This is a genomic window from Pseudomonas rhizoryzae (assembly GCF_005250615.1).
In the GTDB taxonomy this organism is placed as follows: Bacteria; Pseudomonadota; Gammaproteobacteria; order Pseudomonadales; family Pseudomonadaceae; genus Chryseomonas; species Chryseomonas rhizoryzae.
In genome coordinates, this window is sequence record NZ_SULM01000018.1 from 20,855 (window position 1) to 37,113 (window position 16,259).

Here is a 16,259-nt window from a genome sequence, read left to right on the forward strand (position 1 = left end):
GCTAGTGACCGCCCAGATAGGCTTCGCGCACCTGGGGATTGGCCAGCAGCTCCTGGCCGCTACCGGTCATGCGGATCTCGCCGGTGACCATCACGTAGGCGCGGTCGGACAGGCGCAGCGCATGGTTGGCGTTCTGCTCCACCAGGAAGATGGTCATGCCGCTCTGCGCCAGCTCGCGCAGGATCTGGAAGATCTGCTTCACCACGATGGGCGCCAGACCCAGGCTGGGCTCGTCGAGCAACAGCAACTTGGGCCGGCTCATCAGGGCGCGGGCAATGGCCAGCATCTGCTGCTCGCCACCGGACATGGTCATGGCGCGCTGGTTGCGACGCTCCTTGAGCCGCGGGAAGAGGTCGAACATGCGTTGCATGTCCTCGTCCACCCACCGGGTGCCGATGGGGATGGTGCCCATCAACAGGTTTTCTTCCACGCTCATGTCGGGGAACACATGGCGCCCCTCCGGCGACTGGGCGATGCCGTTGGAGGCCACGTAGTGGGCGTTCTTGCGGGTGATGTCTTCGCCCCGGTAGAGAATCTGCCCATTGCGTGCCTGGGGCTGGCTGAAGATGGACATCAGCAGGGTGGACTTGCCGGCCCCGTTGGCGCCGATCAGGCTCACCGTCTCGCCTTCGTTGATGGTCAGGGAGACGCCCTTCAGGGCCTGGATGGGCCCGTAGAAGACGTCGACGTTGCGAAACTCCAGGATCGGCGTGGTCATGCCACCTCCTCTTCTTCGGCGCCGAGGTAGGCGGCGATGACCTTGGGATCGTTGCGGATATCGGCCGGCAGGCCACGGGCGATGACCTGGCCATGGTCCAGCACCACGATGTGGTCGGAGATGTTCATCACCATGCCCATGTCGTGCTCGATCAGCACCACGGTGATGCGGTGCTGGTCGCGCAAGAGGCGGATCATCCCGGCCAGGGCCTCGGTCTCGGCCGGGTTGAGACCGGCGGCGGGTTCGTCCAGGCAGACGATCTCCGGGCGGGTGCACATGGCGCGGGCGATTTCCAGGCGGCGCTGCTGGCCATAGGAGAGTTCACCGGCCAGGCGGTTGGCGTGGTCGACCAGATCCACCACCTCGAGCCAGTAGAAGGCCGTGTCCAGCGCCTTCTCCTCGGCGCGGCGATAGCCGGGGGTGTTGAGGATGCCGGTGATGAGGTTGCGGTTGCACTGCATGTGCTGCGCCACCAGCAGGTTCTCCACCACCGACATTTCCTTGAACAGGCGGATGTTCTGGAAGGTACGGGCGAGACCGGCGCGGTTCACCAGGTGGGTACCGCCGAACATCTTGTACCAGAGCCGGCTGCCGAACTGCACCGGATTGACGAAGTCACTGGCCTGGAAGCGCTCGCCCATGATCTTGCCGACGCGGGTCGAGCGACCGTCGGCGGTGTCCAGACGGATCTCGCCGTCGGTGGCCTTGTAGAAGCCGGTCAGGCAGTTGAACACCGTGGTCTTGCCGGCGCCGTTGGGGCCGATCAGCGCTGTGATGGAGTGCCGTTTGATATCGAAGGACACGTCCGACAGGGCCTTGATGCCCCCGAATCTCATACCCAGACCGCTGACGGTCAGAATGTTGTCGCTCACGGCGCCACTCCCTTGCGAATCGCGAAGCCACTGCGGGCGATACGGATCAGGCCACGCGGCCGCCACATCATCATCACCACCATCAGCACGCCGAACACCAGCATGCGGATGTCGCCGAATTCGCGCAGCAACTCGAACAGCAGGGTCATGACGAAGGCCGAGACCACCACCCCGACGGTGGAGCCCAGGCCGCCCAGCACCACGATGGCCAGCACCAGCACCGACTCGAAGAAGTTGAACGAGGCCGGGTTGATGAAGCCCTGGTAGGTGGCGAAGAACACCCCGGCCAGACCCGCGGTGGAGGCGCCGATCATGAAGGCGGAGAGTTTGACCAGCACGTGGTTCAGACCCATGGCGCGGCAGGCGATCTCGTCTTCGCGCAAGGCCTCCCAGGCGCGACCGACCGGCATGCGGGTCAGGCGGTGCTTGATGTAGAGCACCAGCAGCACCACCAGGAACAGCACGGTATAGATGAAGATCATGGTCGCGTTGGGGTTGTAGCTGATGCCCAGCAGCTCGTGGATGGGCACCCCGCCCTCCTTCGCCCGGCGGCCGAACTCGATGCCGAAGAAGGTCGGCGACGGCGCGGCGATGCCGTTGGGGCCCTTGGTCACTTCCAGCCAGTTGTTGAGCACCAGGCGGATGATCTCGCCGAAGCCGAGGGTGACGATGGCCAGGTAGTCCCCGTGCATGCGCAACACCGGGAAGCCCAGGATCGCTCCCGCCACCGCGGCCATGACCGCCGCGAGCGGCAGCATGGTCCAGAAGCCCAGGCCCAGGTACTGGTAGCCCAGCGCCAGGCCATAGGCACCGATGGCATAGAAGCCGACGTAGCCGAGGTCGAGCAGACCGGCCAGGCCCACCACGATGTTCAGGCCCAGACCCAGCAGCACGTAGATCAGGCAGAGGATGATCACCGTCAGCCAGTACTTGGTGGCCAGGAAGGGAAAGGCGATGGCGACCAGGATGACGATGGGCAGGATGAATCTGAGGTTGGACTTGTGTCCCGGCGGCAGCACGTGGACGCCGCCGTCGTTGCGCTTGAAGGACTCGATCCAGTCGCGGCCCTTGGCGGTCTGGCCGAACAGGCTGAGCAGGAAGCGCCCAGCCATGACCACGGCGACCATGATGCCGACGCGACCGGGCTCGAGGTTGTAGCCATAGCCATCGAGCACGATGCCGACGATGGGGCCGAACAGGATCAGCGAGACCAGCCCCACCATGAGGGTGTCACGCAGCACGACCTTGAGGTCGAAGGAGGAAGACGTCTGACTCATGGATTACACCTTCGTGACCTGGGGTTTGCCGAGCAGCCCCTGGGGCCGGAAGATCAGGATCGCCACCAGCAGCGAGAAGCTGAAGACGTCCTTGTAGTCCGAGTTCACCAGGCTGGCGAACTGGGCCTCGGAGATGCCGAGGATGATGCCGCCGAGCATGGCGCCGGGCAGCGAGCCGATGCCGCCGAGTACCGCCGCGGTGAAGGCCTTGATGCCGATGATGAAGCCGGCATAGAAGTCGAAGGTGCCGTAGTTGAGGGTGATGAGCACCCCGGCCAGCGCCGCCATGGCCGCGCCGATGATGAAGACGTAGGAGATCACCCGGTCGGTGTTGATGCCGAGGATCTGCGCCATCTTGCGATCCTGTTGGGTGGCCCGGCACATGCGGCCGAGGGTGGTCTTCTGGATCACGTAGGTCAGCAGGCCCATGCCGATGATGGACGCCACGATGATGAAGATCTTGGTGTAGGTGATGATCACGAAGCCATCGCCGATGTGCAGCCGCAGCGCGCCGTCGAGCAGCGTCGGTACGCCCTGCTGGCGCGCGCCCTGGGCCAGTTGCACGTAGTTCTGCAGGATCAGCGACATGCCGATGGCGGAGATCAGCGGCGCCAGGCGCGTGGAGTTGCGCAGCGGCTTGTAGGCGATGCGCTCGATGGCCCAGCCGTACACGGAGGTGACCACCACGGTGAAGATCAGGGTGCCGAGGATCAGCACCGGGAAGGAATGCAGGCCGAACACGCTCAGCACGGCGATACCGATGGCGGCGAGATAGGCCGACACCATGTACACGTCGCCGTGGGCGAAGTTGATCATGCCGATGATGCCATAGACCATGGTGTAGCCGATGGCGATGAGTCCGTAGACCGAACCCAGGGTCAGGCCGTTGACCAGTTGTTGCAGGAAGATACCGTCCACGTTTGCAGTCTCGCGTTGGAAGGATGACGAGGGCCGCCGCCCCCCGCCTCGTCCTGGGGCGGAGACGAGACGGGAGCCGGCGGATTCACGCGAGGATCAGGGCAGCTGGTGGTACTTGCCCTTGTCGTCCCATTCGTACATCACGTAGTCGGAGACCTTGAGGTCGCCCTTGCTGTCCCAGCTCTTGTCGCCGAGAACGGTGGGCACGGTGTGGGATTTCAGCCATTCGGCGGCCTTGACGCCGTCGGTGCCCTTGATGCCGGCGAAGGCGGCGGCAAGGGCTTGCAGCGAGGCGTAGGAGTAGAGGGTGTAGCCCTCGGGCTCGTAGCCGGATTTGCGCAGGGTCTCCACCACGGTCTTGCCGGCCGGATTCTGCAGCGGATCGGCGCCGAAGGTCATCAGCACGCCCTTGGTGTACTGCGGGCCACCGGCGGTGGTGACCAGGTCCATGGAGACGATGCCGTCGCCGGAGACGAACTTGGCGGTCACGCCCTGCTCGCGCAGCTGGCGGACCAGCGGACCGGCTTCGGGGTGCAGACCGCCGAAGTAGACCACGTCGGCGCCCGAGGCGCGGATCTTGGTGACCAGGGAGTTGAAGTCCTTCTCGCCGCGGGTCAGGCCCTCGTAGAGCACCTCTTTCACGCCGCGCTTGTTCAGTTGCGCCTTGGTGGCGTCGGCCAGGCCCTGACCGTAGGTGTCCTTGTCGTGAACGATGGCGACCTTCTTGGCCTTGAGCACGTCGACGATGTAGTCGCCGGCGACGATGCCCTGCTGGTCGTCACGCCCGCACATACGGAACACGGTCGCCAGACCGCGCTCGGTGATCTTGGGGTTGGTGGAGGCCGGGGTGATGGAGATGATGCCGGCTTCGTCGTAGATCTCCGAGGCGGGCATGGTGTTGGAGGAGCAGAAGTGGCCGATCACGGCCTTGACCTTGTCCGAGTCCACCAGGCGGTTGGCCACGGCTACGGCCTGCTTGGGTTCGCAGGCGTCATCGCCCTGCACCAGCTTGATCTTCTCGCCATTGATGCCGCCCGCGGCGTTGATATCTTCCGCGGCCTGGCTCGCTCCCTTCCAGAACTGCTCGCCGTAGGCTGCGCTGGCACCGGTGAAGGGACCCGCGACACCGATCAGGATGTCGGCGTGTGCCAGGGAGGAGAGAGTGAACGCAGAACCGATAGCGAGAGCCAGAATGCCTTTTCTGTAAATCTTCGACATGGGAGGTTTGCTCCAGAGGGTGGTTGGCTCTTCGGCTTCAGCAAAGCCTGTGCCAGAGGTCAGTTGTGCGAACTGAGCAAAGGCGATTTGCCTGGGTCGCACACTGGAAAATCAACGCAATGACAGAAGCAGAGCCCGCCGCCAGTGCATTTGGCAGTCTTTTAGACCTTGGTAGCAAACAGCTAACAAGATCGAAGTTTCATTTTTCCGGGTGACAACCAGGCGAGGAAAACGCGGGGTTTGTTACCCCATAGCAACCTGGTTGCACCTGTTTCGCACCAAAACGTAACATCGACCGCACAGCGTGCCAGCAAAGTAACCAGGTAAGGCAAGCTGCAGCGACGCACTGATCGGCACCGCCGAGAGACTATCCGGCGATTTGAGAAAGGCCTGAAGAAACGGCCGATTTGCCAACGCAAGATGCGCAAATCGGCCGCTTTTCCTGCGCCAGGGCGGCGCTGATCCAGCATGGCAGGCACTCGCAGACGGCTGTCAGAGCACGACCCGCAAACACTGCCCGGCGTGATAGAGGGTGAAGCCGGCTTCGTACAGCAGGCTGCGCCACTGCCCGACCGGATTGGCGTCGAGCGAGGCCAGCGGCATGGGCAGCTCCTGGCGATCACCACTGCACAGATAACGGGCAAAGGCCTGCCCCACGACCGTGCCGGTGGTGACCCCGCGTCCGTTGTAGCCGGTGACTGCGAGCAACCCCGGCGCCGGCTCGAACAGCCGCATCAGGTGATCGGGCGTGAAGGCGATCCGACCCGTCCAGGTGCACTCCCAGTCGACGCGACCCAGCGACGGGAAGTAATGCCGTTGGATGCGATCCGCCCAGGCACGGATGAAGCCTGCCGGGCGCCCCGCCATGTTGCCGAGGCTGCCCAGCAACAGGCGCCCCTCGGCATCGCGGCGAATGCTGCTCAGCACCGTGCGGGTATCCCAGGAGCCCCGCCCCTGGGGCAGGATGAAGTCCGCTTCCGGCCCCAGCGGCTGCGAAGCCACTTGGTAGTAGTAGCCGGTGAAGAACTGCTGACGCAGGGTGGTCCATTCGCCTTCCGTGTAGGCATTGGAAGCGATGACCACCTGATCCGCCAAGACCCGCCCCTGGGCGGTTTCCACCAGCCAGCGCTCGCCGACGCGTTGCAACCGGCGCACCGCGGTTCGCTCGAACAACTGGCCACCTTCCTGCCGCAATGCCTTGGCCAGGCCCTGCACATAGCCCATGGGCACCAGGGTGCCCGCCCGGTGATCGAGCAAGGCGCCGCTGATATCGCGCGTCCCGCACGCCGTATAGCAGGCCTCGCCCTCCAGCAGCTCGACTCGGGCACCGCGACGTTGCCACTGCTCCGCGCGCCGCCCCAGGTCGGCCAGCCCCTTGGCGCTGTGCGCCATGTGCAGGGTTCCGGCCCGGCGCGCCTGGCAATCGATGCCATAACGCTCGATGAGGGCGAATACCTGGCTCGGCGCATCGCCCATCACAGACAATAGGCGCTCGCCGACCTCGCTGCCGAGGGTGGCCACCGCTTCATCCGGGGGGATCCACATACCGGCGTTGACCAGCCCGACGTTGCGCCCGGAGCCGCCATGGCCGACGCCCTGGGCCTCCAATACCACCGCCCGGCGACCGGCTTGCGCCAGGTGCAGCCCGGTGGAAAGACCGGTGAAGCCGCCCCCGATGACGCACACCTCGGTGTCGATCTCACCCTGCAGCGGCGCCCCCGGCACCGCCGGATACAGCCGCTCCCACAGGCACTCCTGACGCAACTGCATGCTCTGCGCGCTCCTTGGTGAGCCACTCAGTCGAAGACGATGCCCTGGGCCAGCGGCAGTTCACGCGAGTAGTTGACGGTGTTGGTCTGGCGGCGCATGTAGGCCTTCCAGGCATCCGAACCGGATTCACGACCGCCACCGGTTTCCTTCTCGCCACCGAAGGCCCCGCCGATCTCAGCGCCGCTCGGTCCGATGTTGACGTTGGCGATGCCGCAGTCACTGCCGGTGGCCGACATGAAGGCCTCGGCCTCGCGCACGTCGGTGGTGAAGATGCAGGACGACAGGCCCTGAGGCACGGCATTGTTCAACGCTACCGCCTCGGCGAAGTCGTCGTAGGTCAGCACATAGAGAATGGGCGCGAAGGTCTCGTGGCGCACCGCTTCGCTCTGCTCCGGCATCTCGACGATGGCCGGCGCCACGTAGTAAGCCTGCGGATACTGGTCAGCCAGTTGGCGTTCACCCCCGAAGACCACCCCGCCCTCGCCGCGCGCCTGCTCCAGCGCACCCTGCATGGCGTGGAAACTGGCGGCGTCGATCAGCGGGCCGATCAGGTTGCCCTCCAGCGGATGGCCGATGCGGACTTTGGCATAGGCGGTCTTGAGCCGGGCGACGATCTCGTCCTTGACCGAACGATGGGCGATCAGCCGGCGCAGGGTGGTGCAGCGCTGCCCCGCGGTACCCACGGCGCTGAACAGGATGGCGCGTACCGCCATGTCCAGATCGGCGCTCGGCGCGAGGATCATGGCATTGTTGCCACCCAGTTCGAGGATGCTGCGACCGAAGCGCGCCGCAACCCGCGGTCCTACCTCGCGGCCCATACGGGTGCTACCCGTGGCGCTCACCAGCGCCACCCGTGGATCGTCTACCAGGGCCTCACCGGCCACGCGATCACCGATGATCACCTGGCTGAGATCCGCCGGGGCATCGCCAAAACGCGCCAAGGCTTTTTCGAACAGCGCCTGGCAGGCCAGCGCGGTCAGCGGGGTCTTTTCCGAGGGTTTCCAGATCACCGGATTGCCACAGACCAGTGCCAGCGCGGCATTCCAGGACCAGACCGCGACCGGAAAGTTGAAGGCGCTGATGATGCCTACCACCCCCAGCGGCTGCCAGCTTTCGCGCATATGGTGGCCAGGGCGCTCGGAGGCGATGGTCAGACCATAGAGCTGGCGCGACAGGCCGACGGCGAAGTCGCAGATATCGATCATCTCCTGCACTTCACCCAGGCCTTCCTGGGTGATCTTGCCGGCTTCCCAGGACACCAGCTCACCGAGATCGGCCTTGTGCGCGCGCAGCTCTTCACCGAGCAGCCGCACCAGTTCGCCACGACGCGGCGCCGGTACTGCACGCCAGGCCTGGAAGGCCCGCTCGGCCCGGGAGATCTTCTGCTCCACCTCGGCGGCGCTTTCCAGGGCAACGCTGCCCAGCTGGCTGCCGTCGATGGGCGAATGCACCAGGTGGTCGCCTTGGGTATAACGCTGGGCAGGAACGCCGAGGCGCTCCAACAGGGCCTTGCTCATGCTGAGGTCTCCAGGAAGATCGAAGGAATCGACCTTGAGTATGGTCAGCGTCGCGGTCCCGGACAACCGACCTTTGCTCGGCATATCATTCCCTTTTTTCATGTCGCGAGCCGGGTCATGCAACGTCGCCATCTGCCGTCCATCACCGCCATGCAGTGCTTCGAAGCCGTCGCGCGCCACCTGAGCTTCACCCGCGCGGCCGATGAACTGGCGCTGACCCAGAGCGCGGTCAGCAAGCAGGTCGCCCAGCTCGAGGATCTGCTGCAGCACAGCCTGTTCCGCCGCGTCCGCCGGCGCCTCCAACTGACCCCGGCCGGTGCCCTCTACCTGGCCGAGGTGGACAAGATCCTCAACCAGTTGGAGATGTCGGCACGCTACCTGAGATCCTATGGCGGCGAGACCGAGGTGCTGCGGGTCGCTACCCCACCGACCTTCGGCGAGCGCTGGCTGGTGCCGCGCCTAAAGGGCTGGCGCCTGCGCCATCCCAATATCCACCTGGATGTTTCCAGCGCCCTGGAGCCGGTGGATTTCCGCGATCCGCGGCATGACGTGGCGCTGTTCTATGGCCATGGCAGTTGGCCCGGAGCCGAGTGCGAATTGCTGCTGCACGAGCACATGGTCGCCGTCTGCGCGCCGGATCTGCTGCCCGCCGAGGGCATCGCCGGACCGGAGCAACTGGTGGACTTCGTCCTGCTGCAGAACACCACCCGCCCGGAGTCCTGGCACGACTGGTACGCCAGCCTCGGGCGTGAAGAAGTCCACAGCCACCACGGCCCGCGCTTCGACACCTTCACCCTCTGCGCCCGCGCCGCCCAGGAAGGCTGTGGGGTAGCGCTGCTACCGGAATTCCTGGTCGCCGAAGAACTGGCCTCCGGCCGGCTGGTACTCGCCTGGCCTCATCGCCTGGCCAGTCCCCATGCCTATTGGTTGGCCTATCCGGAACAGATGGCCGAGGTGCCCAAGGTACGTAGCTTCATCGAGTGGATTCGCGAGAAGGCGTAATGCCTGGACCATGGCCCGCTCCTACAGGGGGAGGCATGCCGGTTTATCGCGATCTTGCCGGGGCTAATGGAACTGAACGCCTGCTCGGATAGCCCCCTCTCCCTTTGGGAGAGGGTTGGGGTGAGGGCACGCTCTTGCCACGACATCTCCAGTGGAAAAGGCCGCGCCGTTTTCCACGCTACGGGTGTATTCCTATAGCGGCATCATCCCCTGTAGGAGCGGTCGCTACGGCGCATCGGCATGGCCGCGATCCAAAGGTCTCCGATACCTCCACTAGAAACGAAAAAACCCGGCCAAGGCCGGGTCTTTTCTTACACGAGGTCGTCTCAGACGCCGGAGGCTTCCGCCGCCGCTACGTCCTTGATCGACAGCTTGATACGGCCGCGGTTGTCCACGTCCAGTACCAGCACCTTCACTTCCTGACCTTCCTTGAGGACGTCGGTGACCTTCTCGATGCGCTGATCGCTGATCTGCGAGATGTGCACCAGACCATCCTTGCCCGGCAGGATGTTGACGAAGGCGCCGAAGTCGACGATGCGCTCCACCTTGCCGACGTAGATCTTGCCGATCTCGGCTTCGGCAGTGATGCCCAGCACGCGCTGCTTGGCAGCCTCGGCGGCTTCGCGGGTCTCGCCGTAGATCTTGATGGTGCCGTCGTCTTCGATGTCGATCGAGGCCTTGGTCTCTTCACAGATACCGCGGATGGTGGCGCCACCCTTGCCGATCACGTCACGGATCTTGTCCTGATCGATCTTCATCGACAGCATGGTCGGCGCATTTTCCGACAGCTCGGCGCGCGACTCGGAGATGACCTGGTTCATCTGACCCAGGATATTCAGACGCGCTTCCAGCGCCTGCTCCAGGGCGATCTCCATGATCTCTTCGGTGATGCCATTGATCTTGATGTCCATCTGCAGGGCGGTGACGCCCTTGGCGGTACCGGCCACCTTGAAGTCCATGTCGCCCAGGTGGTCTTCGTCACCCAGGATGTCGGTCAGGACGGCGAACTTCTCGCCTTCCTTGACCAGGCCCATGGCGATACCGGCCACCGGCGCCTTGACCGGCACACCAGCGTCCATCAGCGCCAGGGAGGCACCGCAGACCGAGGCCATGGAGCTGGAGCCGTTGGACTCGGTGATCTCGGAGACCACGCGGATGCTGTAGGGGAAGGCTTCCTGGGTCGGCAGCATGGCCTGGATGCCACGACGGGCCAGACGACCATGGCCGATCTCGCGACGGCCCGGGCTGCCCATGCGGCCGCACTCGCCGACCGAGAAGGGCGGGAAGTTGTAATGCAGCATGAAGCTGTCGCGGCGCTCGCCTTCCAGAGTGTCCAGCAGCTGGGCGTCACGGGCGGTGCCCAGGGTCGCGGTGACCAGGGCCTGGGTTTCGCCACGGGTGAACAGCGCCGAACCGTGGGTCTTCTTCAGGGTGCCGACTTCGATCTGCAGCGGGCGTACGGTGCGGGTGTCGCGACCGTCGATACGCGGCTTGCCGTCGACGATGTTCTGGCGCACGGTGCGGTATTCCAGCAGACCAAAGGTCTCCTTGACCTCGGCTTCGCTGTACTGACCGTTCTCACCGGCCAGCTTGGCGACGGCCTGGTCGCGCAGAGCACCCAGGGCCGCATAGCGGTCCTGCTTGACGGTGATGGTGTAAGCGCGGGACACGGCCTCGCCGACCTCGGCCTTGACGGCTTCGATCAGGGCGGTGTTCTCGGCAGGCGCCTGCCAGTTCCAGCTCGGCTTGCCAGCTTCGGCGGCGAACTGGCTGATGGCTTCGATGGCCACCTGGAATTCTTCGTGGGCGAACAGCACGCCACCCAGCATCTGGTCTTCGGTCAGCTCGTCGGCTTCGGATTCCACCATCAGCACGGCGTCACGGGTACCGGCCACGACCATGTCCAGGCTGGAGCTCTGCAGCTGCTCGTAGCTGGGGTTCAGCAGGTAGCCCAGTTCGCTGTGGTAGCCCACGCGCGCGGCACCGATAGGGCCGGCGAAGGGGATGCCGGAGATGGCCAGGGCGGCGGAGGTGCCGATCATGGCGGCGATGTCCGGATCAGACTTCTTGTTGGTGCTGACCACGGTGCAGACCACCTGGACTTCGTTGAGGAAGCCTTCGGGGAACAGCGGACGGATCGGGCGATCGATCAGGCGCGAGGTCAGGGTTTCCTTCTCGGAAGGACGGCCTTCACGCTTGAAATAGCCACCGGGGATACGGCCCGCGGCGTAGGTCTTCTCCTGGTAGTGCACGGACAGCGGGAAGAAGTCCTTGCCAGCGGCGGGCTGCTTGGCACCGACCACGGTGACCAGCACGCTGACGTCATCGGTGGAGACCAGCACCGCACCGGAAGCCTGGCGCGCGATACGGCCGGTTTCCAGGGTGAAGTTCTGCTCACCGAACTTGAATTGCTTGATTACTGGATTCACAGTCTTTCCTTCTCTTTATTGCCTTGGGGGAAACGGTGGCGACCAGAGGGATTCGGACCCTCGCTGATCTCCGGGTGACGCAGGCCGATTTCGTCAGCCTCTCAAGCAAAAAAGCCGGAGGCCGGCGCGAGCCGACCTCCAGCTTCAGACTGCTTGCAGCAGGTCTGCATCGTCTTAACGACGCAGGCCCAGGCGAGCGATCAGTGCGCTGTAACGAGTGGTGTCCTTGGACTTCAGGTAGTCCAGCAGCTTACGACGCTGGTTGACCATACGGATCAGACCACGACGGCTGTGGTGGTCCTTGCCGTTGGCCTTGAAGTGGCCTTGCAGCTTGTCGATGTTGGCGGACAGCAGGGCAACCTGCACTTCCGGCGAACCGGTGTCGCCTTCGGCGCGCTTGAACTCGTTTACGATCTGGGCTTTGTCTTCAACGCTCAGTGCCATGATAGGGCTCCTCTGAGGAACAGGCCGGGAAATATCCCGTGCTTAAGGAAAGAGGTGTGACCGTGCCTGCTGACAGCCACCCTCGGTATCGGTCTAGGACCGAATCAGTCTACGGGGAGCAACCTGCCCCTCGTCATTCATTTCGCCGATGCCGATGAAACGACCCTGGTCGTCCTGCACCCGCATCAAGCCGAATTTCGGCGCATTGGCCGCCCGCACGGGCTGACCGTGCAACCAGTAGTAGGCGCTGTGCTGGGTCAACTGCACCAGCGGCCAGTGCTCCAGGCCGCTGTCGACCGGCAGCAGGAAGCGATCCAGCGCTTCGGCACCGCCTTCAGCGTGGGCTGCCTCCAACTCTTCCAGGCTCACCGCCTGGGCGAGGCCAAAGGGACCGGCCTGGGTACGGCGCAACTCAGCCACGTGAGCCCCGCAACCGAGACGGGCGCCGAGGTCTTCGACCAGGGTGCGCACATAGGTCCCCTTGCTGCAGGCCACTTCCAGCGTCGCGCGATCTTCTTGCAACGCCAGGAGTTCCAGACGGGCAATAGTAACAGAACGCGCCTCGCGCTCCACTACTTCACCGGCACGTGCCAGCTTGTAGAGCGGCTGGCCATCGCGCTTGAGCGCCGAGTACATCGGCGGAATCTGCTCTATCTCACCGCGAAAGGCTGGCAAGGCCGCCTGGATGGTCGCTTCGTCCACATTGACCGCCCGTCGCTCCAACACTTCACCCTCGGCATCACCGGTGGTGGTGGTGACGCCGAGCTGCGCCACGGTGCTGTAGCCCTTGTCGGCGTCCAGCAGGTACTGGGAAAACTTGGTCGCCTCACCGAAGCACAGCGGCAGCACGCCGGTGGCCAGGGGATCGAGACTGCCGGTATGTCCCGCCTTCTCGGCGTTGAGCAGCCAGCGGACCTTCTGCAAGGCGGCATTGGAGGAAAAGCCGCGGGGCTTGTCCAGTACCAGCACGCCATGCACCTGCCGGCGAATACGCTTGACCTGGGCCACCCTATTCCTCCCCTTCGTGACGACGGTCTTCGGCGACCGCCCGCTCGATCAGGGCCGACAACTGGGCACCGCGACGGATGCTCTCGTCGTACTGGAAGCTCAGTTGCGGGATGGTCCGCAGCTTCATCACCCGGCCCAACTGCTGACGCAGGAAACCGGCGGCGTCCTTGAGAATGCCGAGATTCTGCTTGATCGCCTCGGCGTCGTCGTCCTTGCCCAGGACCGTGATGTGCACCTTGGCATGGGACAGGTCGCGGGCGACGTCCACACCGGTGATGGTCACCATGCCCAGTCGCGGATCCTTGATCTCGCGCTGGATCAGCAGTGCCAGTTCACGCTGCATCTGATCGCCGATGCGCTGGGTACGGCTGAATTCTTTGGCCATGTCGAAACTCTCGTACGAAAGGCCGCAGACACCAGGCCTGCCAGCCATGAATCTTGGAAACGCGAACGGCAAGTCCGAGCCTGGCAACCCTCTGCCAGACCCGCGACCTGCCGTCCTGAGGCGGAGTCGCCGTTACAGCGAACGGGCTACCTGGACCTTCTCGAACACTTCGATCTTGTCGCCGACGCGGACGTCGTTGTAGCTCTTCACGCCGATACCGCACTCCATGCCGGCCCGTACCTCGGCCACGTCATCCTTGAAGCGACGCAGGGATTCCAGCTCGCCTTCGAAGATGACCACGTCCTCGCGCAGTACGCGGATCGGACGGTTGCGGTGCACCATGCCCTCGGTGACCATGCAGCCAGCGACCGCGCCGAACTTGGGCGAACGGAAGACGTCACGCACTTCGGCGATACCCAGGATGTTCTCCCGGACGTCACTGCCCAGCATGCCGGTCAGCGCCTTCTTCACATCTTCGATGATGTCGTAGATGACGTTGTAGTAGCGCATGTCGAGGCCTTCCTGCTCGACGATCTTCCGCGCCCCGGCATCGGCCCGGACGTTGAAGCCGAACAGTACGGCATTGGAGGCCAGCGCCAGGTTGGCATCGCTCTCGGTGATACCACCGACACCGCCGCCGACCACCCGCACCTGGACTTCGTCGTTGCCCAGACCGGACAGCGAACCCTGGAGCGCTTCGAGCGAACCGCGCACATCGGCCTTGAGCACGATGTTGAGAGTCTTCTTCTCGTCCTGGCCCATGTTCTCGAAGATGTTCTCGAGCTTGCCAGCGTGAGCGCGGGCCAGCTTGACCTCGCGGAACTTGCCCTGACGGAACAGCGCCACTTCACGGGCCTTCTTCTCGTCGGTCAGCACGGTGAGTTCGTCACCGGCATCCGGGGTGCCGTCGAGGCCGAGGATCTCGACCGGAATGGACGGACCAGCTTCCTTGATCGGCTTGCCGTTCTCGTCGAGCATGGCGCGGATACGGCCATAGTTGACGCCGACCAGCGCCATGTCGCCCTGGCGCAGGGTGCCGTTCTGCACCAGCACGGTAGCGACCGGACCACGGCCCTTGTCCAGGCGGGATTCGATGACCACACCGCGACCGGGCGCTTCCGGAGTAGCGGTCAGTTCGAGAACCTCGGCCTGCAGCAGGATGGCTTCCAGCAGCTCGTCCACACCGGTACCGGCCTTGGCCGAGACGTGCACGAACTGGGTGTCGCCGCCCCACTCTTCCGGGATGACCTGACGACCGGCCAGATCATGCTTGACGCGATCCGGATCGGCGTCGGGCTTGTCGACCTTGTTGACCGCCACGACGATGGGTACACCCGCCGCCTTGGCGTGCTGGATGGCTTCCTCGGTCTGCGGCATGACGCCGTCATCGGCCGCGACGACCAGGATGACGATGTCGGTAGCCTGGGCACCACGAGCACGCATGGCGGTGAACGCCGCGTGGCCAGGGGTATCCAGGAAGGTGACCATGCCACGCTCGGTTTCCACGTGGTAGGCACCGATGTGCTGGGTGATGCCACCGGCCTCGCCCGAAGCGACCTTGGCGCGACGGATGTAGTCCAGCAGCGAGGTCTTACCATGGTCGACGTGACCCATGACGGTCACCACCGGCGCACGGTGCATGGCCTCACCACCCTCGAACTTGAGGGACTCGGCCAGTTGATCTTCCAGGGCGTTCTCGTTGACCAGCTTGACCTTGTGGCCCAGCTCTTCGGCCACCAGCTGCGCCGTATCACGGTCGAGCACCTGGTTGATGGTGGCGGGAGACCCCATCTTGAACATGAACTTGATGACTTCGGCGGCCTTTACCGACATCTGCTGAGCAAGCTCGGCGACGGTGATGGTTTCGCCTAGATTGACTTCGCGCACTACAGGTCCTGTCGGGCTCTGGAACCCGTGTTGGTTTCGCTTCTTGAGTCGCGACTTGCCACCGCGACCGCCACGCCGGCCGAAGCCCTCCTCCTCGTCGTCGCCAGTGCGTACGGTACGGGGAGCCGCGGCCTTGTCCTTGATGGACGGGCGGTGCTGGGCATTCTTGCGCTCGCGGCGCTCGTCATCGTCACGCTTGCTGCTGGGCGCAGGGTGTACCGGACGACGCGGCTCTTCACGCTTGCGCTCGGCAGTGGGATCCGCTTTCTTCGCTTCGGCGGCAGGCTCGGCAACGGGCGGCTGCTCGGCGACCACGGCCGGCGCTTCCGGAGCGGCAGGCGCAACGGCTTCGGCGGCTACCGCCTGCTGCTCGGCTTGTGCGGCGGCGACTTCGGCCTGCTGCCGCGCAGCCTCTTCGGCGGCGCGCTGAGCTTCTTCCGCGGCCTGGGCCTGTGCGGCGGCCTCTTCAGCCGCGCGCTGGGCTTCCTGCTCGCGGCGCTGCTCGGCTTCGAGCTCGGCCGGGCTACGCTTGACGAAGGTCTTCTTCTTGCGCACCTCGACACTTACCGTCTTGCTGCCGGCCACTTTCAGCGTGGTCTGGGTCTTGCGCTGCAGGGTGATCTTGCTGGGCTCATCGAGCTTCGCCGTCCCCTTCAGATGCGTCAGCAGCGCCTGCTTTTCCGCATCGCTCACCAGCTGCTCGGCACTACTGTGCGTCAGACCTGCCTCGCGCATCTGCTGTAGCAGACGTTCCACCGGCGTATTGACCGTTTGGGCCAGTTCTTTCACCGTGACTTGCGTCATGCACTTCTCT

General features: G+C 64.5%; 13 protein-coding genes. 1 reads left to right on the plus strand and 12 read right to left on the minus strand.

Translation table 11 applies throughout. The features are described from left to right. Position 1: 1 nt before the first annotated feature. From FAZ11_RS22575 to amaB, 7 genes are all read right to left on the minus strand, one after another. Positions 2–718, minus strand: coding sequence for an ABC transporter ATP-binding protein (locus tag FAZ11_RS22575; protein ID WP_058764291.1), 717 nt, complete (start codon positions 716–718; stop codon positions 2–4). Further along, a complete protein-coding gene (locus FAZ11_RS22580; protein WP_058764293.1) occupies positions 715–1,590 on the minus strand; it encodes an ABC transporter ATP-binding protein in 876 nt (291 codons plus the stop codon). The genes FAZ11_RS22575 and FAZ11_RS22580 overlap by 4 nt, the downstream gene beginning before the upstream one ends. Then, a complete protein-coding gene (livM, locus tag FAZ11_RS22585; RefSeq protein ID WP_027599108.1) occupies positions 1,587–2,867 on the minus strand; it encodes a high-affinity branched-chain amino acid ABC transporter permease LivM in 1,281 nt (426 codons plus the stop codon). The genes FAZ11_RS22580 and livM overlap by 4 nt, the downstream gene beginning before the upstream one ends. A gap of 3 nt (positions 2,868–2,870) precedes the next feature. Beyond that, positions 2,871–3,785, minus strand: a complete 915-nt coding sequence (locus FAZ11_RS22590; protein WP_058764294.1) for an ABC transporter permease subunit — start codon at positions 3,783–3,785, stop codon at positions 2,871–2,873. A gap of 96 nt (positions 3,786–3,881) precedes the next feature. Continuing rightward, on the minus strand, positions 3,882–5,003 hold the full coding sequence (locus tag FAZ11_RS22595; RefSeq protein ID WP_058764297.1) for a branched-chain amino acid ABC transporter substrate-binding protein: 1,122 nt from the start codon (positions 5,001–5,003) through the stop codon (positions 3,882–3,884). 492 nt (positions 5,004–5,495) lie between these two features. Beyond that, a complete protein-coding gene (amaA, locus tag FAZ11_RS22600; protein WP_058773786.1) occupies positions 5,496–6,773 on the minus strand; it encodes an L-pipecolate oxidase in 1,278 nt (425 codons plus the stop codon). Positions 6,774–6,799: 26 nt separating this feature from the next. Then, a complete protein-coding gene (gene amaB / locus FAZ11_RS22605) occupies positions 6,800–8,290 on the minus strand; it encodes an L-piperidine-6-carboxylate dehydrogenase (RefSeq protein WP_058773785.1) in 1,491 nt (496 codons plus the stop codon). 117 nt (positions 8,291–8,407) lie between these two features. Between amaB and FAZ11_RS22610 the strand changes: the two genes are divergently transcribed. Then, positions 8,408–9,292, plus strand: coding sequence for a LysR substrate-binding domain-containing protein (locus FAZ11_RS22610; protein ID WP_058764304.1), 885 nt, complete (start codon positions 8,408–8,410; stop codon positions 9,290–9,292). A 326-nt stretch (positions 9,293–9,618) separates the two neighbouring features. Here the strand turns inward: FAZ11_RS22610 and pnp are convergent, their stop codons facing one another. From pnp to infB, 5 genes are all read right to left on the minus strand, one after another. Further along, positions 9,619–11,721, minus strand: coding sequence for a polyribonucleotide nucleotidyltransferase (pnp, locus tag FAZ11_RS22615; RefSeq protein ID WP_058764306.1), 2,103 nt, complete (start codon positions 11,719–11,721; stop codon positions 9,619–9,621). A 174-nt stretch (positions 11,722–11,895) separates the two neighbouring features. Then, the gene (rpsO, locus tag FAZ11_RS22620; RefSeq protein WP_058764308.1) at positions 11,896–12,165 is read right to left on the minus strand and encodes a 30S ribosomal protein S15; all 270 of its coding nucleotides are present in this window, start codon (positions 12,163–12,165) and stop codon (positions 11,896–11,898) included. Positions 12,166–12,258: 93 nt separating this feature from the next. Next, the gene (gene truB, locus FAZ11_RS22625; RefSeq protein WP_058764309.1) at positions 12,259–13,173 is read right to left on the minus strand and encodes a tRNA pseudouridine(55) synthase TruB; all 915 of its coding nucleotides are present in this window, start codon (positions 13,171–13,173) and stop codon (positions 12,259–12,261) included. A 1-nt stretch (position 13,174) separates the two neighbouring features. Then, a complete protein-coding gene (rbfA, locus tag FAZ11_RS22630; protein WP_058766928.1) occupies positions 13,175–13,558 on the minus strand; it encodes a 30S ribosome-binding factor RbfA in 384 nt (127 codons plus the stop codon). Between the two features lie 132 nt (positions 13,559–13,690). Continuing rightward, positions 13,691–16,249 carry a translation initiation factor IF-2 gene (gene infB / locus FAZ11_RS22635; protein WP_058773784.1) on the minus strand — a complete coding sequence of 853 codons (2,559 nt, stop codon included), beginning with the start codon at positions 16,247–16,249 and terminating at the stop codon, positions 13,691–13,693. Positions 16,250–16,259: the final 10 nt, after the last annotated feature.